This window comes from Acinetobacter sp. WA-87, assembly GCF_039938935.1.
Lineage (GTDB): Bacteria > Pseudomonadota > Gammaproteobacteria > Pseudomonadales > Moraxellaceae > Acinetobacter > Acinetobacter seifertii.
This window is the reverse complement of record NZ_JBDUVF010000002.1, coordinates 160,264-179,679: the sequence shown is the minus strand read 5'-3', so window position 1 is coordinate 179,679 and position 19,416 is coordinate 160,264. Positions and strand designations below refer to the sequence as shown.

The following is a 19,416-nucleotide window of genomic DNA, read 5'->3' as shown; positions in this document are numbered from 1 at the left end:
ATTTAGGCCGTTATTGAGCAGTTTTATGCAAATAAGTCGTTTGCTCTTTTAATAAAAGCAGATAGATGACGGATAAACTTATCATCGAAATATTCATGACGATAGGGTTGTAAGGTGAGATCAGCGTTGAAGGTATGAGAAAACCAATTAAAAGCAATAGACCCAACAACCCCAAAATACTTAAATAGTGAATATATTTTTGGTTTATAAATACAAACAATAAACCAAAAATAATTTCGCCTAAACCACTTGCACGGCCTGCAAGTTTTGCATATTCAAAAGAAAGACCTATTGATTGCCACACAAAAATTTCATCAGCATTAATAAAAATTATTTTAGGGACAAGTCCCTGATATATCCACAGGAAGGCTAACACAAAGTTTATAAGTTTTAATGCTTTAGCATTATTCATTAAAGTTCTCTAAAATTTAAAAAAGTTAAATTTTCATTACTAAAGTTATTATCTTTCTATTTAATTTATTGTTCAACTAAAAATAATTATAGTCTGTTTTTTAATCATTTTTATTGTTTTTTTTAAGTAACGTAGCAAGTGATCGAAATATTATATTCTGATTTTATATTAAAAACATAGGAGAAATGACTCCTATGTTTTTAATCTTATGGTTCACTCACTAATCTTGATATATTTTTTAAAACTATATTTCTTAGAAATTCTTTATAACATTCATCTGTATTCTTGTTCGAATGCTGAACTAAATATCCATTGAGTTGTGTAATTATAATAATGGCTCTTTCTTTATATTCTTCTGATGATATTTCATTATGAATGGGTAGAATAATCTTATATATAAGTTCAAGATTATACTTTTGTATAGTTGACAATGATTCATATACATAAGGTAAATGATCTGAAATTGAAAAAAACTCCTTAAATGTATTGGTAATAATCGGTTGTTCTATTTCATATATTATATTGGTAATAATATTCATAAACCGATGTAAAGGTGGTTCATTCGCATTTAAGTTGATTAAAATTTCAATTCTTTGTATGTAGTCACAAGTGAGTTTATTAAGTAAAGCCTGTAATAAAATATCTTTATTGGGAAAATAATGTTGCAAGGTACTTAAACTAATATTTGATTGTGTGGCAACTCCTCTCATACTAAAGCCAGAATAACCTTTGGTTAGAAAAACTATTTCAGCATTTTTTAAGATTTGCTTTATTCTTTCTTGTCCTTTTAGTGTGGTAAAGGACTTCTTAATTTGTATAGTATCAAAGGTATCAATTTTGATCATTATCCAGCCTGTAAGTACTATTTAAAAAAAGGCATTCTAAACCATGAAATTAGAAAAATATAAATAAAATATTTAAATTCTATTAAACTAAAATTAGGTCATATGACCTATTGTTTTTTTAATATAGGTCAATTGACTTAATTAAAACCAAAAAAATAGGTCGGGTGACTTATTTTATTTTGTTTAGTTCTGGTTTAAGTAGGTCAACTGACCTATTTAAATGGTGGGGGTTAAATGTGGAATTTGGATGAATTATAAATAATTGTATTTGAATAAATATTGACTAATTTTTATATGATTGTTGATATTAATTTTATAGATATTTCCCTTGATTTTATAAAGTAGGGGTGGGTATTTAATTGGCTATTTTTAGAGACAATAAGAAATGTAGTTTAAATAAATCAACATAGTCTTTTTGTAATATGTGTATACAAGTTAAATAATTGTTATTAAATTGTGAAAAGAATCACACAATAGTAAAGGGTAGTTTGTTTTATATGTAAAACAAATTGTTCGCATTTTATTTATCGAGTTTGATTCATTTTGTTCTACAAATCTAATCATTATATATGTAGGTTATGAATATGAAAAACATTCAGAAATCACTTCTTGCAGCATTAATAGTTGCTGGTTATGCAGTAAATACTCAAGCGGCTGTTACTGGACAAGTTGATGTTAAATTAAATATCTCAACAGGCTGTACTGTAGGTGGTAGTCAAACTGAAGGGAATATGAACAAGTTTGGTACTTTAGATTTTGGTAAAACTTCTGGCACTTGGAACAACGTATTAACAGCTGAGGTTGCTTCAGCAGCAACAGGTGGCAACATTTCTGTGACTTGTGATGGCACAGATCCTGTTGATTTTACAGTTGCAATTGATGGTGGTGAGCGTACTGATCGTACTTTGAAAAATACAGCTTCTGCCGATGTAGTTGCATATAACGTTTACCGTGATGCTGCACGTACTAACCTTTATGTTGTGAATCAACCACAACAATTTAGCACTGTAAGCGGTCAAGCAACAGCCGTTCCAATTTTCGGTGCAATTGCTCCAAATACTGGCACAGCAAAAGCGCAAGGTGATTATAAAGATACTCTATTAGTCACAGTAAATTTCTAAAAATAAAAAAGAAATAATTAATTGAGTAGCAGGTTTACTTCAATATAAGTAAACCTGTTTAAGATGGAGGGGAAATGATATTTAATCGTAGTTCAGTATTTATAATTTTATACTCATTATTTACTTCAGTAAATGCTGGACAAATTGGAGCAAAACTAACAACGCAAATTGAACTTTTACCTTCTTGTTCTATTAATAATAAAATTGTTGAAAATAATTCTACAAACTTGGACTTAGGAACTATTGATTTTGGAGATGCTACGACCGGTTTTAATGGAATATTAGAGTCAAGCTTAATTAATAATGGAAACTCAGGTCTACAGATTGAATGCTCTGGTATTTCAACTTTAAAAATAACTTTTGGAGCTGGAAATAATGACAGTCAAGTTCCCACTAATTTTTCACAAAATTATTATCATGCTCTAAGTAATGGTAGAGATTTTATTGCTTATAACTTGCTCTATGGTTTAAACAAGCAAGTTGTTAGAGCAAACGATGTTTTTATTCTTAATGATTTGAATACTAAGAAAAATATCGATATTTATGGCCAAGCCACCCATGATGGTAGTCGTATATCTAAGGGTGAATATACAGATATAGTGCCGATTACGATTGAGTTTTAAGAAAATGAAATACTTTTGTTTGAAAGCAATATTATTGCTGTCAGTTAGTCAGTGTATCTACGCAGCAGATCCTCAATTAAGTTCAAGCTTCAAAGTTCAAGCTAAAATTGAAAATGGATGTTCAATAGATAATATTGAGCAAAGTATTAATTTTGGTCAATACTCAGCTTTATCAAAAGATAAAGTAGTTTCAAATATTATAAATAGTAAAGACTCATGGAATATACGTTGTACTGAAAATTTACCGGTGAGTATTTCTATTGATGGTGGTGAAAATCTTGATAGCAATATTAGACGTATGAAAAACTCATCATCTAATTATTTATCTTATAAGTTATATAACTCAAGTAATTTAACAACTGAATATATTGTAGGTAATAAATATTTATTACCTACAACTACTCCAACAAACCGTCTTGTAAATTTTGAAATATATGGTGTGGTTGATTTGGGAAATAATAATGAATCACATCCTGCCGGAATTTATAAAGATACTGTTTCAATAATGATTACATGGTGATTTGTATGAATAACTCTGCATTTATTAAAAATAGCATTTTAAAATCTTTTTTATTTGCAAGTACATTATCACTTGTGACACCTGTGATGGCGCAAGCGACTTTTTTAATTTGGCCCATTTATCCAAAAATAGAAGCCAATGAAAAAGCGACCGCAGTTTGGCTTCAAAACACAGGCAAGACCGATGCGATGGTGCAAATTCGGGTATTCAAATGGAATCAAGATGGCTTAAAAGATAATTATAGTGAGCAATCAGACATTATACCCAGCCCGCCTGTAGCTAAAATTAAAGCAGGCGAGAAGCATATGCTTCGTTTAACTAAAAGCACTAATTTGCCAGATGGCAAAGAACAGTCATATCGTTTGATTGTAGATGAATTGCCGATTCGTCTTGCTGATGGAAACGAGCAAGACGCTTCTAAAGTGAGTTTCCAAATGCGTTACTCAATTCCATTATTTGCCTATGGAAAGGGTATTGGTAGTGGTTTAACTGAAGAAAGCCAAAAAGCCAATGCAAAAAATCCTTTGGCTAAACCCGTTTTACAGTGGTCAGTCCGCAATAATGACCAAGGCCAGTCTGAGCTATATCTGAAAAACAATGGCCAAAAATTTGCACGTCTTTCGGCGCTTAAAACTTCAAAAACTGGCAATGATATTTCTTTAGGGAAAGCTGCTTTTGGCTATGTTTTATCGAATAGTACCGTAAAGTTTGCTATCGATAAGTCGACTGCAAATGAGTTATTAAAAACTTCTAAAATTTATGGTGTTGATAGCTCAGGCATAAAACAAGAGTTGATCGAAATCACTAAAATGGAGGATCCAACATGATCCTTCGGCATAATAATTTATGCAAAAGTATTTTACTAATTTTGTTGTCGGGTGGATGCTTAAATATTCCAAATATTGCTTTGGCTGGCGATTTACCTCCACCACCAAAAGATATTAACGAAATTAATCAACTGTTTAAACTGTATCTAGATTTGGTGGTAAACCAATATTCAGTTCAGCAAGTTGTGCCCGTTATTGTTAAAAATGATGAGTACTTTATACAAAAAAGCAAGCTAATAAATGATTTGGAAATTCAAATTCCTCAAGAGCTATTAAACAACAATGAGACTACTTTAACTAATCAAGATGTTTTAACTTTGGGGTTTAGTGGCGATGCGAATGACTGGATATCTTTAGATAAGTTGAAAGATGTAAGCTACGAATATCAATCATCAAACCAATATTTTAAGCTTAACTTTCCACCTGCTTGGATGCCGACTCAAGTTTTGGGTAAAGACTCATGGTATAAACCTGTCGTTGCTCAGTCGGGTATAGGGCTGCTCAATAACTATGATTTTTATACTTATAGGCCGCATCAGGGTGGCTCAACTAGCAGTTTATTTACAGAACAGCGCTTTTTCTCTCCGTTAGGAGTGATTAAAAACTCTGGTGTGTATGTCAAAAACCAATATAAAAATGAAGGTAATGCTGAGTCTCTAGACAATGACGGTTACCGTCGTTATGACACGTCTTGGCAATTTGATAACCAGAATAACGCCACGTCTTTTGTGCTAGGTGACATTATTACGGGTAGTAAAACGACTTGGGGAAGTTCAGTTCGTCTGGGCGGTTTTCAGGTACAAAGAAACTATTCAACTCGACCAGATTTAATTACCTATCCTTTACCGCAGTTTATTGGACAAGCTGCTTTACCAAGCACAGTCGATTTAATTATTAATGGACAAAAGACCAGCTCAACTGAAGTACAGTCTGGCCCATTCATATTAAACAACGTTCCCTTTATTAATGGTAAAGGTGAAGCCGTTGTCGTCACAACCGATGCAGTCGGGCGACAGGTCGCAACAGCCGTTCCTTTTTATATTTCCAATACATTGTTAAAACCCGGCTTATTTGACTACTCATTGTCTTTAGGGAAAATTCGTGAAGACTACGGACTGAAGAATTTTTCCTATGGAAAGTTTGCAAGTGCAGCCGATGCCCGTTATGGGGTAAATGACTGGTTTACCTTAGAAGGGCGTACTGAGCTTTCTTCAGATCTACAGTTATTCGGTGCTGGGTCTGTACTCAAGCTTGCAAACTTAGGTGTGTTGAGTGCCTCTTTTAGCCAAAGTAAAGCCGATAAGTCTATGTCTGAAGATCGAGCCAAAGACTTAGAGGGTAAGCAATATACAGTCGGGTACAGCTATAACCGTAATAGGTTTGGTTTTAGCATTAACCATAACCAGCGTGATGATGAATATACCGATCTTTCACGGCTGCAATATAGCAATTTAATTTCGGTCAATAGCAATAAAAGTTTAACGGCCAATACTTACTTTGCCACTAAAAACTCAGGAACCTTTGGTGTGGGTTATATTGATACCAAAGCAAATGACTTTAAAAACCGCTTTTTAAACTTGTCATGGGCGCCTGTTTTACCGACCTATATGAATGGCGTGACCGTTTCACTCAGTGCTAACCGTGACTTTATCGAAAAAGAGTGGAGTGCTGCATTTCAGCTTTCGATACCACTGTTCCAACGAAACGCGACTGTAAACTCAGGTTATACATTTAATAAACAGGGCGATACGGGCTATGTTAATTTCAACCGTTCTGTACCTTCTGAAGGTGGTTTCGGTGTCGATTTAACCCGACGTTATAATGAAAATAGTGAAGATTTAAATCAGGCACGCGTCAATTACCGTAACGGTTATATCAATACCGACTTTGGTATGTCTGGAAACCATGACTATAACTACTGGTTTGGTTTATCAGGATCTCTCATTTATATGGCAGGAGAAGTATTTGCTTCAAACCGTTTAGGTGATTCGTTTGCCTTGATTGATACCAACCAAGTACCAGATGTGTTGGTCAGATACGAAAACAGTTTAATTGGTCGTAGTAATAAAAAAGGCCATATTTTTGTGCCATCGGTGACGCCTTATTATTCGGGTAAATACAGCGTCGACCCAATCGACTTACCTTCAAACTTCACCATCACACAAGTTGAACAACGCATTGCTGCTAAACGCGGCTCGGGTGTTGTGATTAAGTTCCCAGTTCATCAGTCTATTGCTGCCAATGTTTATTTAACTCAAGCGGACGGCAAACCTATGCCTGTTGGTTCTGTGGTACATAGAGCTGACCAAGAGTCTTCTTATGTGGGAATGGATGGCATTGTCTATTTAGAAAACTTAAAACCGAACAATACCGTGACGGTTCAACGTTCGGATCAAAGCATTTGTAAAGCAGACTTTTCTGTAGATGTAGAACAAGCCAAGCAACAGATTGTGGTGGTTAAGCCTGTTACGTGTCATGAGGTATCTTTACCATGAATATAAAAACAAAAAAATTACTTCGCCATTTAGGCATGTTTTCTGGACTAATGCTGGCTGGAAATTTGACTCATGCTGCTTGTAGCGTGAGTGCCTCGGGTTCATCCTCTATTTCGGTTCCGTCAATCTATTTAACAGAAAACGGTGAAAACTCTTCACAGTTTAACTCGGGTTTGTCATGTACAGGTTTTAGCTTGGCTTTGGCGAACATGACTTATTTAAAATATCGGGTTGAGCAAATGTCGAATTCATTTACCAATGCTCAAACTGGAGAAAAACTGAATGCTGTTATTTTAGATAGTAATAATGAAATCATTAGCTTAGGCCAAGAAAAAGACATGAGTAGCTTTACGCTGGTCAATCTTTTTAGTGGGCCAGATGGCAATTTGCCTTTTTATATCCGCCTTCCGGCTGGGCAAAGTGTGTCTCCGGGTGTGTATCAGGCTGACTCACCATTGAAAGTAAAATGGTTCTATTCTGTACCGGCAGTTGCAATTATTGGAATTGGGGTCTTCTTTGAAAGCCCTGGGTTTAGACGTGGGGCATTAGGAATTGGTTTTAACTGGGGAAGTGGAGCGGACTCGCTTGGTTCACTTTCTATTACTGTGCTTCCAGACTGCCGAATTTTAACGCAAGACGTAAACTTTGGAACGGCAGCTTTTGCTTCTAAGCTTGAGCCTGTGCAGTCATCTATGGGAATACGTTGCTCTGTAAATACACCATATTATGTAAGTTTAAATAATGGACTTTCTCCGCAAAACGGTAACCAGCGTGCTATGAAGTCACAAACGGGAAATACTTATTTAAAATACGATATTTTCAAAAACTCATCGAATGACCGATGGGGAAGTGGTAACGAGCGTTGGTCGAGTTTAAATGCGACTCTTAATCCCGGTGTACATAACGGGGTGACGCAGCAGAGCTATGTGTTTACCACAAAAATTGTAGATGAAAATGCAGACACCACACCAGCGGGAACTTATCAAGATACGGTTACGGTACAAGTCGAATTTTAAAAGCTGTTTTGTATAAAAGATAAAAGCTCAGTTCATGGGCTTTTGTCTTTAAATGAAGTCATTATTTTTTAAAAATTTACTCAAGCTCTAATTGATCATCATCTTTGGTAATTTTAATCTTTATCTTTTTATATTTACGTTTATTTGGATCTAGTGCCGAGTTCATTACTTCATCCGCAAAGGGCGGGCACTGCATGAGTTTTGCATATGCTCTATAGCCGATGCGTATTCGCGTAGGGGGGCAATCAGTTCTTTTTGAATAGTATTCAATGAGAGAATTCAGTTCTTGTAATAAAGTTTGCTGTTCCATCATACATATTTAACAATTCATTAATTCAAGCATAATAGACTTACAGGCTTAGTGGAATATGTACTCAAAATACTAATTTGTTTGAAGTGTGATATAGTTTTCACTTTTAATTAAATATATGAATTTTTTCATTTTTAGATAGAATGTTTGAGTCTTAGTTTTGCTTTACTAAGACCAAAAAACTATAAAAAGTTAGATTTTTTTTTGAATCATTTAGATTTACATTTAAATGATTAAATTAAAAAAATAAAATTTATCTAATTGATTTTATTAATAAAAAATAATTTAAATAAAGATGGTGCAAGAAATAGAAAATTATTGGAAATATATATTAACTTAAAATAAACAATACTTACATGATGTTTCATATATTTACAAGTTGTTACACAACTTAAAGCATACTTACCTAAAAAGCGCTCCAAATACCACTTAGTAAATAAGGATACTTTAATGCCTCAATATCTGATGATTGCAGAAAGTGTGTATAGGAAAGTTAAAGACAATGATCTCTTCACAGAAGATACCATTGAAAATCTTAATCATCTGATGACATTTATCCGCAAAGAAATCGTTGGGACTGTATTTAAACTTAAGTACAACTATATTGATTTTAATGAACTATTTAGCAAACCACTTAACGAGTGTAATGTAAAAATAGATGTAAGCCTAATTCCGCATTTCAATCATGAAAATGAGTATGTTTTATGGCTGGCGGGATTTATTGAAAAAATTACTGAAGGCGGACCTAAAACTCCACCTCCAATTAAGAAGTTTATTCCTGAGTTTATTAGTTTAAGACTAGAGTTTGATTCAGTGGCTTTGCCAGATGAAAAAACTGAAAATCAGGGTGAAGAAATAACCGAATACTTTAACTCTCAAGCTTTTACAAAAAAGATGGGAAAGTAAAATTGTTTTAATAGGTACAATTTTTCAATAATCGCCTTCGGGCGATTTTTTTTTAATCATCTTGTCATAATGAACAGCTAATTTAAGCTTATAAAAAGAAAAGATGAAGATTGTTGCGAACAACAAAATCAAAAAGCAATTTTCAAGTAAAGCTGGTCTGTTGTAATTAAGCTAATTCGAAAGAATTGGCTTTTTTGTTTTAAGCAAGTTTTGCTTCTAAAAGTGTAGTGATTTGAATTGTTTAAGTCATGTTTTGATAGCCATTTTTAACATGTAGTTATGGAATGGAGAAAGATAAGACAGCCATTAATTGAAGTTTCTAGTTAAGAATTTGAAGTTTCTCATGACTTAAACTTTTAATTATTCTTTATATAAATTTGACTTAATCATGATTGGTAAGCCCAGTCTAGACAATAAACTTGTCCTTGAATTAGGGATATGTTTTCTTTCTAGATTAATAAGTTCAATAAATTCTTTATTAAATTGCTTTCTAGGGTATTTTTCTAAGATTTCATTTCTAAATGATAAGGGCAGTCTATATTGATTGTCACTGATCACATCACAAGATGCTCCTTGCTGTAATAGAATAACCTCCGCTGGATCAGATTCATCTATATATCCATTCATGTGAAGACATATAGCATCTTTAATCACTTCGCTTTTCTTCTCATCAAAGTTATATTCTTTTGCCTTTTTCTCAAATTGTTTAGCACTTTCATACGTAAAACATTGACAACCTTTATCATGAATATGTTGTTCAGTTAGACCAATATCATGAAAAAGAGAAGCTATTAGGAGTGATTCATGATCAAAATGTCTTTTTTGTAAATTACCTAGCGCGGCTCCCCAAAAGTATGTTCGCCATGAATGATTGTAGATAGATATACTTGCTTTTGATTCTAGTTCTTCAAGTGCGATTTTAATCATTTGAGTATCTGGTATTACAATTTTTCCCATATCAAAATCATTGCTAGTTTGAAATCTATAATAATTTATTTTTATAGAATTCAGGATGCTAGGCATCATAATTTTTTGAATTAATTTAATTTTTTCTTTGAAATTGAGTTGACCATTAGTAGCTTGCATCCATTGATATGAACCAATTTTTATACTTTTCATTATTAAATCTCATTTTAGAGTAATTGCTCTAAAATATTACCTTAGCTGCTTTTTTGCAAGTTCATATTTGAATAAGTCTACATAGATAAAGATAGGAGAAAATAATGTCTTACGCATGCCCTTGCTGTGGTTATCTTACATTTGATGCGTTGCCGTATGGTTCGTTCGATATCTGTGCAGTTTGTTTTTGGGAAGATGACAATGTTCAGAACGAAGATCCTGATTATATGGGAGGAGCAAATGGTATTAGTTTAAATATGGCTAAGCAAAATTTTCAATTATTTGGAGCAATCAAAAAAGAATTTATACCATATACCCGTAAACCACTTGAAGAAGAAATGCCCTGATAAACTTACATATTTACCTCACCAGTGATGTGTTTTTATTAATTTATTATTTATGTAGTTATTTGAATTTACTAATATAATTTATGATTTTTATAAAATTTTAATTATTTATCTTTATTTTTTAATGCTCTAATTTAAAACAAATATTATTTTATCTAATTGATTGTTATAAGGTTGAGTAATTTCTTGCTTGCAGGCACTTGTCAGTGACGGTGTGTAATGAATGAAATATGGGGATATCAATTAAAATAGACGGATTCATCAGCTTAATTTTATACCATTTACCTCAATCACAATACATGTGGTTGCACAGACAATTTAAAATTCGTCCTTTCAGTGAGGCAAAGTTCTATTGATAGATTTTGCTTTCATTATTCAAGATCGAGTTGGTTATCATCTTTGGTGACTTTGATTTTTAACTTTTTATATTTTCGTTTGTTTGGATCAATTGCGGAGTTCATAACTTCATCTGAGAAAGATGAGCATAGCATGAGTTTTGCATAGGCCCGGTAACCAATCAAAATTCTACGTAAGGGATAGTCTGTTCTTGTAGAGTAATATTCAATTCGGGCGTTTAGCTCTTGTAGCAGGGTCTGCTGGGCCATTGGAATAATTTTCTATAAGTGGTTCATTACAGCATATAGAGATTTACACTCTCTAAGAAGAAATATTTTAAAAAATTAATATTATTCATAGTTAATTTATTAAAAATCATATGCTATAAATTTTTATTCCTTTTAAATTTAACTAGATATAACAAATTTTTAAATATTTTGGTTAACGTTTAATTATCAAAAATAACAACTCTTTTAAAACAATAAGCGTATGTGTGTTATAGTCAATTTTAAATAATTTTTGGTATAAAATGGATATTTGTATTGGTGGCCTACTAAATGGTCAGAAAAGACATGATAATCAAAGCTTTTTTAAAGTAGAGAATCACTATTGTGATAGTTTCTCCGAATATACTAAAGAGTATTTTCATTTAAATGGTCAAATTTTTTCATTTTGGATTAGTAAAGAAATAGACTTTTTTGAAGCTCAAAAGAAAATTGAATTATATTTGATAAATATTAAAATTAAACATGCATGATAGAAACTAAACTGACTAATATAAAAATATTTTTTAAATTTCTCTATATATGAAATTTAATGAATTTGTCTTTTTGGGATTGTAATATAAAAAATAAAGTAGGTTGCAGGTATGGGTATGAGTGATCAATTAATTGAAAGAGATAAACTTTTAAAATATCTAACTCAAAAAAATGCTGAGAAGGAATTAGAGTGTGAATGGCTTAGAAATATTATTATTCGGTTGCTTGATGAAATTGAAGATAGTCGATTACAGGCTCTGCTGATTAGACAAGTCAATGAAGAGCTGATTTTACTAATCCAAACACATATAGAGCCAGAGTTTAATTTAAAGGATTTAACTCAGTTTCCAAATTAAATAAGTAATAAATATTGCTAAAAATAATCATTTATTTTGAAATGGATTTAAAAGAAATAAAATATTAACTTAAAATATTCAATTAAATTATAATATTATATCTTTGTAAAAATAGTTGATAGATTTTAGATGAGTGAAAAAAATTGTGAAAAATGATAATGAATCAATGAATTTTTAAATGTTTAATATAAAAGCCCTATATTAAATAGGGCTTTTATATTAATTAAAGAGTGTATTTAATTAATTTTAATGTTTATTTTCCTTCTCGTTATTTTCTGGTGAAGGATTTTCAACTTCAGGAGATTGAACGGGTTTCTCAATTTTTTCCTCAGTTGATTTAGGGTTGAAATTATTTTGCTCTTGAGTTGCTTTTTTGGAAAAATCTTTAAAATCAGACATTTTAGACTTCTTTAATAATAGTAGTAAGGAAGCTTTATACTAGACCTTTAATTTAGTTACATTACGGTAGTTGTGAGAGCACTATGTAGTGATATGTTCTAAAAATAGACTAGTTATCGACATAATATTTCTATAAATTGATTTGAGTGTTGATATATATGTAAAAAAACCATTTAGTTAAATACAGGATGTAACATATAAATTAATATTTTCATTTTTAGAAACCCTGAACATAAATTGCTTTTGAAAATGTATTTAAATGTGTAGGTTTTTAATTTCTTTAATGATATAAATTATAAGGTTAAAAGTTTTGAAGTGTAAAAGTCTTTAACTACTTACTTGTAAATATATTTGAACAACTTAAAGATACATTTTTAGATAAATAATGCATACTTAGTTAGATTAAATTTAAAAAGAGAAATAATATGGATACTGAAGTAAAAAAATATTTTGATGTTGCTGAATGTGTTTATAGGAATATTAGTTTTAAAAATCAGACTAATAAGGGCAGAGTCGACTATCTTAATAAGCTATTAGTAGAGATAAAAAAAGAAGCTGCTATCCATCAATTAAGGTTAATGTATAGTAATATTGATTTCGAAAACTGCTTAAATAGACCAATGAAAGAACGTGTTATCAAAATAGATTTAAGTCTGCTGCCTAGTTTAGATAGCAAACATGAATATATTATGTGGTTGGCGAGTTTTATAAAAAGTATTTCTGCCGAAAGAAAATAAAATATATAGCCATGAGAATTTTAATTTAGAGTTTTTTATCTAAAATTTTATTAATTTTGTAGATTGTTGAAAATTAAAATGAAAAAATATAATTATTAATTATCTTAATAATAAACAAGGTGATGACATTTAGATACATTTGTATAGTATCTAAGTTTGCATAAAGGGAATATTGTCAGTAAGTGCTAGATAATCATCTGCACATCATTAAATAGGAGAGACTCTAATGTCTCAACATGACCAAGTTAAAAATGATCAAGAAAAATCAAAACAGCAACAACAGCAGCAGCAAGATGGTAAAGAGTTTGTTCCTAAAAGTCCTGATCAGAATGATTTAGAAAAATTAAATCAAAATGATGAAAATCAGAAAAAATAATATTATTATAAAATTTATTTTTTCTTAAAATATTAATTGGTAGAAAGAGTTTCTATTCTTTTTGCCAATTTCTAAGATTAAGAGGAATATTTTGAAATGTTTTTTATTATAGTAATTGTTTTTTTAGTTATTGGTGCTTATTTTTTAATTAAGTTTTTTTCAAAAGTTTATTTAGAGTTGCCTGAGAAAACTATAAAAATAGCTGGAAAAATATTTACTGAAAATAAAAATTTTTTTGAGCATGAAATAGTTGTAACTTTGTATCAGGAAGAGTTAATAACTTTGGTTGGTGAGCAAGATGGCGATAGAGTTACTGTTTTTAAAAATGCTGTAATATGTCTAGAAAAAGAAACAAATAAAATAGCAGTATATATTGATACTTTAAGAGTAGGATATCTTAATAAAATAAATGCTCATAGTTTTTCTGATTTTTTGAAAATAAAAGGTTTTAATAAAAGGGATGCTTTTGAAGTTGATGCGGTTATAATTAGTGAAAATTTAAGCCTGTGGAGTGTGAGGCTAGATATACCATATGACATGAAAAAATTTAGGTTTGATAAATATTAGATTTATAATAAATATTTAAGTGGTATTTCTGTAATGTATCTTAGAGCTTTTTTTGAATTTAAAATAAAAAGAGATCATAATAATTTTATTGATAATAAAAAAGGAGAACGGTTATGGAACGTAGAGCTGTTAAAGTCCATAAAATGTTTAGAGAGTTTCATGAAGAAAAGGATCGTGGTTATATAGGAGAATATGATGAAAAACATAACCTTATAGCGATATATGATATTTTTAAAGAAAAAATGAAGAAAATAGAAGGAACTTATCAATGGATTTTACCTTCTTCGGGTGAGATCTTTTTTGTTGAAGAAGATCCCATCTATATTCGGTAATTAATAAAGAAATCATATTTGTTAATACACTAACTTTCAAAGATAACAATAAGGCGTTATCTAATCTGGCTTTAAATGATCTATTTTATATTGTTTAAATTTTAGACTGAGTATCTCCTTGCTGGCAGCATTTAAATTCCCGTACAGATCATCACTTTATAAACCCCAATTTAACAATAAATTTTAATTATTTAGCTTACTTTTTTAATGCTCTAAATTAAAACAAATGTCATTTTGTATGCTTGACTGTAATAGGGTAGAGCACTATTCTTTGCCTGCTGGCCTACATTGCCAGCCGACTTTGACAGGTCGGATACCCAAAGCACACGAAAAAGAATTTCTTTTTTGTGGGCATCCCTGCGTGCCCCCTCTGCGGCGGAACGGGAGGGGGACACCTTCGGGTGTGCTGATCTTTTGGGTATCAGTCTGTCAACCTTCTCTCGTTTCGCCACCATTATTTGACAGTAATATGGTGAAACTTCTTTATTACCCAAAGGAGTTCGCACATGCGTACTAATTCTTCTTCATTGGCCTTTGCCAAATTCTCTCTGCCCATACCGCTTAAGAAGTCTATAAAACGGTTTAATCGACTCTAGGTTTTCTACGCCTTAAGAATCGTTACGACCAAAAATCATAGCCACAATAAAACCGAGATAGGCGAGCACACCATTATTGTGCGGCTTTCTTATGCCTGTATTTAGCACTCATTTTAAGAGTGAAGGTATTTATATCTCTTTTTTTATACAACAAAAAATTATTTTAAGCGGTAAAACTATGCGAAATTTAGAAACATCTTCCAAAAAACTACATGTAATTCAAACTACCATTCAACTTATGACGATACATGGGTTCCATAATGTAGGCGTAGATTTGATTGCTAAAGAAACCAAAATTGCAAAAGGTACGCTTTACAACTATTTTCACTCAAAAGCAGGCCTTATTGAAATATGCCTGTTACTGCAAAAAGAAACGCTCATGGAAAAAGTAAGAGAGGTACTAGAAACAACCCAATATTCCACTTTGACGAATAAACTCAGACAAATTTATCTTTTACATGCCGACTTAAATAGCGCTTATTACCTACTGTTTAAAGCGGTTTTTGAAACTAAATTACTTTATCCTCATGCTTACCAAAGTGCTGTGCGTTATAGACGTTGGTTAAAAAATGAGATTTTCTGCCTTATAGCAGAAACTAAAAAAATGGCTTCATATACAGAAGCTGAGTTGTTGGTATTTATGATAGACGGAGCAATTTTGAGGCTTTTAATTTCAGATAAAATTGAAGAACAAACTAAGTTGTTAGATTACTATTTGATGAGGGTAATCTAACAACTCATTGCCGCCCAAGCTATTGAGCTTGGGTTGCTAAATACCTATTACGGTAATGCCATCATATTTGTTTTCGACTCTCTCAAGAAATTTGGTAATTTCTATGATCATGTTGAGAGCTTGTGGTTTAAAAAAATTGAAGTGATTTGCAAACCATTTTGTTTCTTTTTCGAAAATGAGCTTTAACGTCTTATCGTATTTATCTAACTGATTTATAAATGAATGAAGCTTATACAAATCTTTTATAATTTCTTTGATATTTTCAGAGTCTATAAAAGTATTTCCCCAATGAAAAAACTTTTCTTTATCTCGGTTAAATAAATTTTCAACGAGTGAAAAAGCAATTTCATCAACAACTATAGAGTCGATACAATTTTCATTTCTATCGAGGTCCATAGGTATCACTTGAATATTTAATGATCCTACTAAACCAGAAACAAATTTAACGTCAAAATTAATTTTCATATTAAATAGCTGAATAAATTAAATTTTATATTTATGAGATTAAGTTTTCACTTAAATTCAATTCTTTAGAAAATACAGGGTTAGATTTTCAGTTAAGTTGTCTCTAGCTCAATTAATGTATTGATATAGTTCCACGTTTTCTCTGGTTCAATTGGATTTTCTTCGCAAACAGACGCATTAATCAAGCCATCGAGGAGAGAGAGGAATAAATGAGTGAGCGTAATAGGATCCTTTATTTCTAATTCCTTAAAAATAGAACTGGTAGTGTCAAATAACCAATTTCGATATTCATCTAGCACGACATGAATAGTTGGATATAAGCTTCCTACATCCATTCGTGCTTTATGAAATGGGCATCCTCTGGCACCATTTTGATTTACCCAATTGATATACCACATATAGAGTTGTTCTAATTTTTCCAAAGGAACTGATCGTGTAGATATTTGCTCTTCTACCGCAATCTGGATATCAAGTTTTAGTTCCTGTAGGCAAGCGGCCACCAGTTCTTCTTTAGATGGAAAATGTTTATAAAAGGTCGCTTTGGCAATATCAGATTCAGCAATAATTCGGTCTATACCGACAGCAATATAACTTTCCTGAATAAAGAGCTGAGTTGCTGTTCTTAGAATAATTTCTCGTTTTGATGGTTTTTTTAATTTTATTTGTGCATTCATAAGGGCTTATTGCATTTTGTTGAAGAGTTAAGCTTGGTATTTTAGTTGATAGAAGGACTGTTAGACTAGTCGATATGGTTGAAATTTAAACAAAAGAAAGACAGAACTGTATGTATTTAATCGCATATCTTGGATTATCATCTAATCTATAAAAATGTAATGTTTAATTTAATGAGATTTATCAAATTTTAGAGATTTTTGCTTCATTTGGCACATCGTTCGGTATGTCTCTATTTTCCAGATAAATTCTTAAATAGTTATTTTTTCTTAAAGTTTAAATGAGCAAGATATATTATTTTTTTATATTAAATAACTGAATAATTTAAATTTTATATATCTGAAACCAGAAAGATTTACCTTAAAAAAATCTACTCAATTAGATGAACATAAATGAGCCGAATAATTAACGATATAAAACTATTGGAGAAAGCTGTGGATGAACACAAGTTAAAAACAAAAGTCGGCACACTTGAAATGGTCGTAGCTATGCTGCTTTCAGGGAGTATTGGCCTATTTGTGATTAAATCAGGTCAATCACCAATAAACATCGTATTTTTCCGCTGCCTTATATCAGCCTTATGCTTAATACCCATCTGTTTGTTTTACGGTCATTTTAAAAAAGTATATTTTGGCAAAAAAGAACTATTTTTAATGGTGACTTCGGGCTTACTTATTATTTTTAACTGGGTTCTGCTGTTTGCTGCTTTCCCTAAAACCTCTATCTCTTTAGCTACGATTGTTTATCACGTAAACCCGTTTGTGATTTTATTTTTAGGGGCTTTGGTCTTTCATGAAAAGTTAAATAAAAATGATGTGCTATGGACCCTAGTTGCTTTTGCTGGGCTAATTGTAATTATTGGTTTAGGTAGTGCCTCGGTCAACTCCAGTGAGTTAGCAGGTTTAGGCTTGGTTCTTATAGCTACTACACTGTATTCAATATCGGTTCTAATGACTAAAAAACTAACTAACACGCCGCCTTTATTAATTGTGCTTATACAAACCTTAAGTGGAGCGATTGTTATGACTCCGTTTATTTCGGTTTTTGCAAATCCACCGATAGGTCAACAATGGTTGTTTGTACTTGGGTTAGGGGTTTTACACACAGCATTTCTTTACTATTTAATGTACTCGGCAATTAAGAAAATACCTTTAAATAACATTGCGATCTTATCTTTTATCTATCCTATATCGACCATAGTAATTGATTATTTCTTTTTTGATCATGTGCTGACCCATACTCAAATTTTAGGTGCAGGTTTAATTTTATTGGGTGTGCTTGGAGTAAAGTTGCATTGGAATGTTTTTGGGTTGAAAAGATTAAAATAGCAATACCAAGAGTTTTGCTTATCAACAAAGTTGCGAAAATAAGTCATTAAATATTAAATTGCAATTGAGGTGAGCAAAATGAAAAATCAGTGGATAACAGACGAAGATAGATGGCAAGCAATTGTTGATCGTAATGCAGAAGCTGATGCATATTTTGTTTATGGCGTGAAAACCTCAGGTATGTACTGTCTGCCATCGAGTACAAAAAGGCTGCCTAAAAAAGAAAATGTAGTTTTCTTTGAGAGTGCCGCGCAAGCCGAGAAAAATGGTTATCGAGCAAGCCAAAAAATACAAAACAGACTCTCAAATGCGCACGATCCAAAGCTTATAGAGAAAATCGAGAAAGCATGTAGATACATCGAACTACATGAAGAAAACTTGTCTTTATCCGATGTTGCAGATCATGTAGGAATGAGTGCATATCATTTTCACCGAGTTTTTAAGCAAATTACTGGCCTAACACCTAAAGGCTATGCCGATGCCCATAAAAGTAAAAAGCTAAGAGAAAACCTAGACGAAAATATTAGTGTGACTGATGCAATATTTAATGCAGGTTTTAATTCAAATAGTCAGTTCTATGAAAATTCAAATTCGCTATTAGGTATGACAGCGAAAGAATGGAAATCTGGCGGTAAGGGTGTACGCATTTTTTTCGCCATAGGAGCGTGCTCTTTAGGAGACATTTTAGTTGCCCAAAGCCAGAAAGGCATTTGTGCAATTTTGCTAGGCGATGACCCTGAAAAGCTTTTAAATGATTTGCAAGATAAATTTCCAGAAGCCGATTTAATTGGCTGTGATGATGAGTTTGAGCAACTGATTGCGCATATTGTCGGGTTTATTGAAGCGCCACAAATCGGATTAGATTTACCGCTAGATATTCAAGGGACTGCATTTCAACAAAGAGTATGGCAAGCCTTGAAAGAAATTCCTGCGGGGCAGACGGCTAGTTATTCCGATATAGCCCAAAAAATAGGTTCACCTAAAGCGGTTCGGGCCGTTGCAGGAGCGTGTGCAGCAAACATGTTAGCTGTTGCTATTCCATGCCATCGTGTTGTTCGAAATGACGGTTTTATTTCTGGTTATCGTTGGGGCGTGGAGCGTAAACGTGCATTGTTAGAGAAAGAAGCAGAATTGGCACGAAACTAAACTTGTTTTAGTTGGCTGTTTTTATAGAGTTAATTTTTTCAAAACAGCAAGAATCAGAGAGTCTATTTTCTTCG

The 19,416-nt window shown here is 32.0% G+C and carries 25 protein-coding genes; 17 read left to right on the top strand and 8 right to left on the bottom strand.

The features are described from left to right. Positions 1-10: 10 nt before the first annotated feature. Both ABFY81_RS07805 and ABFY81_RS07800 read right to left on the bottom strand, forming a co-directional pair. Positions 11-412: a DoxX-like family protein gene (locus ABFY81_RS07805; protein WP_019458411.1), complete on the bottom strand. Its 402-nt coding sequence runs from the start codon at positions 410-412 to the stop codon at positions 11-13. Positions 413-618: 206 nt separating this feature from the next. Next, positions 619-1,257 (bottom strand): TetR/AcrR family transcriptional regulator, encoded by a 639-nt coding sequence (locus tag ABFY81_RS07800; protein WP_004700660.1) that lies wholly within the window; start codon positions 1,255-1,257, stop codon positions 619-621. A 584-nt stretch (positions 1,258-1,841) separates the two neighbouring features. On the opposite strand from ABFY81_RS07800, the gene csuAB reads away from it, so the two are divergent. The 6 genes from csuAB (at position 1,842) to csuE (ending at position 7,859) form a co-directional block, all read left to right on the top strand. Continuing rightward, positions 1,842-2,378: a Csu fimbrial major subunit CsuAB gene (gene csuAB, locus ABFY81_RS07795; RefSeq protein ID WP_004700661.1), complete on the top strand. Its 537-nt coding sequence runs from the start codon at positions 1,842-1,844 to the stop codon at positions 2,376-2,378. Between the two features lie 74 nt (positions 2,379-2,452). Beyond that, positions 2,453-3,001 (top strand): spore coat protein U domain-containing protein, encoded by a 549-nt coding sequence (locus ABFY81_RS07790; RefSeq protein WP_004700663.1) that lies wholly within the window; start codon positions 2,453-2,455, stop codon positions 2,999-3,001. 4 nt (positions 3,002-3,005) lie between these two features. Continuing rightward, positions 3,006-3,521 (top strand): spore coat U domain-containing protein, encoded by a 516-nt coding sequence (locus tag ABFY81_RS07785; protein WP_347913488.1) that lies wholly within the window; start codon positions 3,006-3,008, stop codon positions 3,519-3,521. Next, the gene (csuC, locus tag ABFY81_RS07780) at positions 3,515-4,348 is read left to right on the top strand and encodes a Csu fimbrial biogenesis chaperone CsuC (RefSeq protein WP_347913487.1); all 834 of its coding nucleotides are present in this window, start codon (positions 3,515-3,517) and stop codon (positions 4,346-4,348) included. Before ABFY81_RS07785 ends, csuC begins: the two co-directional genes overlap by 7 nt. Further along, the gene (gene csuD, locus ABFY81_RS07775; protein ID WP_347913486.1) at positions 4,345-6,843 is read left to right on the top strand and encodes a Csu fimbrial usher CsuD; all 2,499 of its coding nucleotides are present in this window, start codon (positions 4,345-4,347) and stop codon (positions 6,841-6,843) included. The genes csuC and csuD overlap by 4 nt, the downstream gene beginning before the upstream one ends. Further along, entirely contained in the window at positions 6,840-7,859 is a 1,020-nt protein-coding gene (csuE, locus tag ABFY81_RS07770; protein ID WP_019458407.1) for a Csu fimbrial tip adhesin CsuE, read from the top strand. Before csuD ends, csuE begins: the two co-directional genes overlap by 4 nt. A 76-nt stretch (positions 7,860-7,935) precedes the next feature. On the opposite strand, the gene ABFY81_RS07765 is transcribed toward csuE, so the two are convergent. After that, positions 7,936-8,169, bottom strand: coding sequence for a hypothetical protein (locus ABFY81_RS07765; RefSeq protein WP_025469101.1), 234 nt, complete (start codon positions 8,167-8,169; stop codon positions 7,936-7,938). A gap of 450 nt (positions 8,170-8,619) precedes the next feature. Here ABFY81_RS07765 and ABFY81_RS07760 point away from each other — a divergent pair, with 450 nt between their 5' ends. Further along, the gene (locus ABFY81_RS07760) at positions 8,620-9,075 is read left to right on the top strand and encodes a hypothetical protein (RefSeq protein ID WP_039253659.1); all 456 of its coding nucleotides are present in this window, start codon (positions 8,620-8,622) and stop codon (positions 9,073-9,075) included. 360 nt (positions 9,076-9,435) lie between these two features. On the opposite strand, the gene ABFY81_RS07755 is transcribed toward ABFY81_RS07760, so the two are convergent. Continuing rightward, positions 9,436-10,194 carry an HD domain-containing protein gene (locus ABFY81_RS07755; RefSeq protein WP_068936245.1) on the bottom strand — a complete coding sequence of 253 codons (759 nt, stop codon included), beginning with the start codon at positions 10,192-10,194 and terminating at the stop codon, positions 9,436-9,438. Between the two features lie 104 nt (positions 10,195-10,298). On the opposite strand from ABFY81_RS07755, the gene ABFY81_RS07750 reads away from it, so the two are divergent. Further along, positions 10,299-10,541: a CPCC family cysteine-rich protein gene (locus tag ABFY81_RS07750; protein ID WP_077162931.1), complete on the top strand. Its 243-nt coding sequence runs from the start codon at positions 10,299-10,301 to the stop codon at positions 10,539-10,541. A gap of 371 nt (positions 10,542-10,912) precedes the next feature. On the opposite strand, the gene ABFY81_RS07745 is transcribed toward ABFY81_RS07750, so the two are convergent. Further along, complete coding sequence (locus tag ABFY81_RS07745; RefSeq protein ID WP_191001384.1) at positions 10,913-11,146, bottom strand: hypothetical protein; 234 nt, start codon at positions 11,144-11,146, stop codon at positions 10,913-10,915. A gap of 260 nt (positions 11,147-11,406) precedes the next feature. Here ABFY81_RS07745 and ABFY81_RS07740 point away from each other — a divergent pair, with 260 nt between their 5' ends. Beyond that, positions 11,407-11,634, top strand: a complete 228-nt coding sequence (locus ABFY81_RS07740; RefSeq protein ID WP_151750472.1) for a hypothetical protein — start codon at positions 11,407-11,409, stop codon at positions 11,632-11,634. Between the two features lie 117 nt (positions 11,635-11,751). Further along, a complete protein-coding gene (locus ABFY81_RS07735; RefSeq protein ID WP_025469103.1) occupies positions 11,752-11,991 on the top strand; it encodes a hypothetical protein in 240 nt (79 codons plus the stop codon). A 246-nt stretch (positions 11,992-12,237) separates the two neighbouring features. Here the strand turns inward: ABFY81_RS07735 and ABFY81_RS07730 are convergent, their stop codons facing one another. Continuing rightward, the gene (locus ABFY81_RS07730) at positions 12,238-12,390 is read right to left on the bottom strand and encodes a hypothetical protein (protein ID WP_171493767.1); all 153 of its coding nucleotides are present in this window, start codon (positions 12,388-12,390) and stop codon (positions 12,238-12,240) included. A 425-nt stretch (positions 12,391-12,815) separates the two neighbouring features. Between ABFY81_RS07730 and ABFY81_RS07725 the strand changes: the two genes are divergently transcribed. The 5 genes from ABFY81_RS07725 (at position 12,816) to ABFY81_RS07705 (ending at position 15,731) form a co-directional block, all read left to right on the top strand. Next, on the top strand, positions 12,816-13,127 hold the full coding sequence (locus tag ABFY81_RS07725; protein ID WP_022575440.1) for a hypothetical protein: 312 nt from the start codon (positions 12,816-12,818) through the stop codon (positions 13,125-13,127). Positions 13,128-13,353: 226 nt separating this feature from the next. Next, on the top strand, positions 13,354-13,503 hold the full coding sequence (locus ABFY81_RS07720; protein WP_200002508.1) for a hypothetical protein: 150 nt from the start codon (positions 13,354-13,356) through the stop codon (positions 13,501-13,503). A gap of 96 nt (positions 13,504-13,599) precedes the next feature. Beyond that, positions 13,600-14,070 carry a hypothetical protein gene (locus tag ABFY81_RS07715; protein WP_068936264.1) on the top strand — a complete coding sequence of 157 codons (471 nt, stop codon included), beginning with the start codon at positions 13,600-13,602 and terminating at the stop codon, positions 14,068-14,070. Positions 14,071-14,213: 143 nt separating this feature from the next. Next, positions 14,214-14,402 (top strand): hypothetical protein, encoded by a 189-nt coding sequence (locus tag ABFY81_RS07710; protein WP_200002496.1) that lies wholly within the window; start codon positions 14,214-14,216, stop codon positions 14,400-14,402. Between the two features lie 774 nt (positions 14,403-15,176). Then, entirely contained in the window at positions 15,177-15,731 is a 555-nt protein-coding gene (locus ABFY81_RS07705; protein ID WP_019458401.1) for a TetR/AcrR family transcriptional regulator, read from the top strand. 36 nt (positions 15,732-15,767) lie between these two features. On the opposite strand, the gene ABFY81_RS07700 is transcribed toward ABFY81_RS07705, so the two are convergent. Next, positions 15,768-16,196, bottom strand: a complete 429-nt coding sequence (locus tag ABFY81_RS07700) for a hypothetical protein (protein WP_077169368.1) — start codon at positions 16,194-16,196, stop codon at positions 15,768-15,770. Between the two features lie 92 nt (positions 16,197-16,288). Beyond that, positions 16,289-16,870 carry a TetR/AcrR family transcriptional regulator gene (locus ABFY81_RS07695; RefSeq protein WP_019458400.1) on the bottom strand — a complete coding sequence of 194 codons (582 nt, stop codon included), beginning with the start codon at positions 16,868-16,870 and terminating at the stop codon, positions 16,289-16,291. A 432-nt stretch (positions 16,871-17,302) separates the two neighbouring features. Here ABFY81_RS07695 and ABFY81_RS07690 point away from each other — a divergent pair, with 432 nt between their 5' ends. Together ABFY81_RS07690 and ada are read left to right on the top strand one after the other, a co-directional pair. Beyond that, entirely contained in the window at positions 17,303-18,196 is an 894-nt protein-coding gene (locus ABFY81_RS07690) for a DMT family transporter (protein ID WP_347913485.1), read from the top strand. 78 nt (positions 18,197-18,274) lie between these two features. Continuing rightward, the gene (gene ada / locus ABFY81_RS07685) at positions 18,275-19,342 is read left to right on the top strand and encodes a bifunctional DNA-binding transcriptional regulator/O6-methylguanine-DNA methyltransferase Ada (RefSeq protein WP_134261848.1); all 1,068 of its coding nucleotides are present in this window, start codon (positions 18,275-18,277) and stop codon (positions 19,340-19,342) included. The last annotated feature ends 74 nt before the right edge of the window (positions 19,343-19,416 follow it).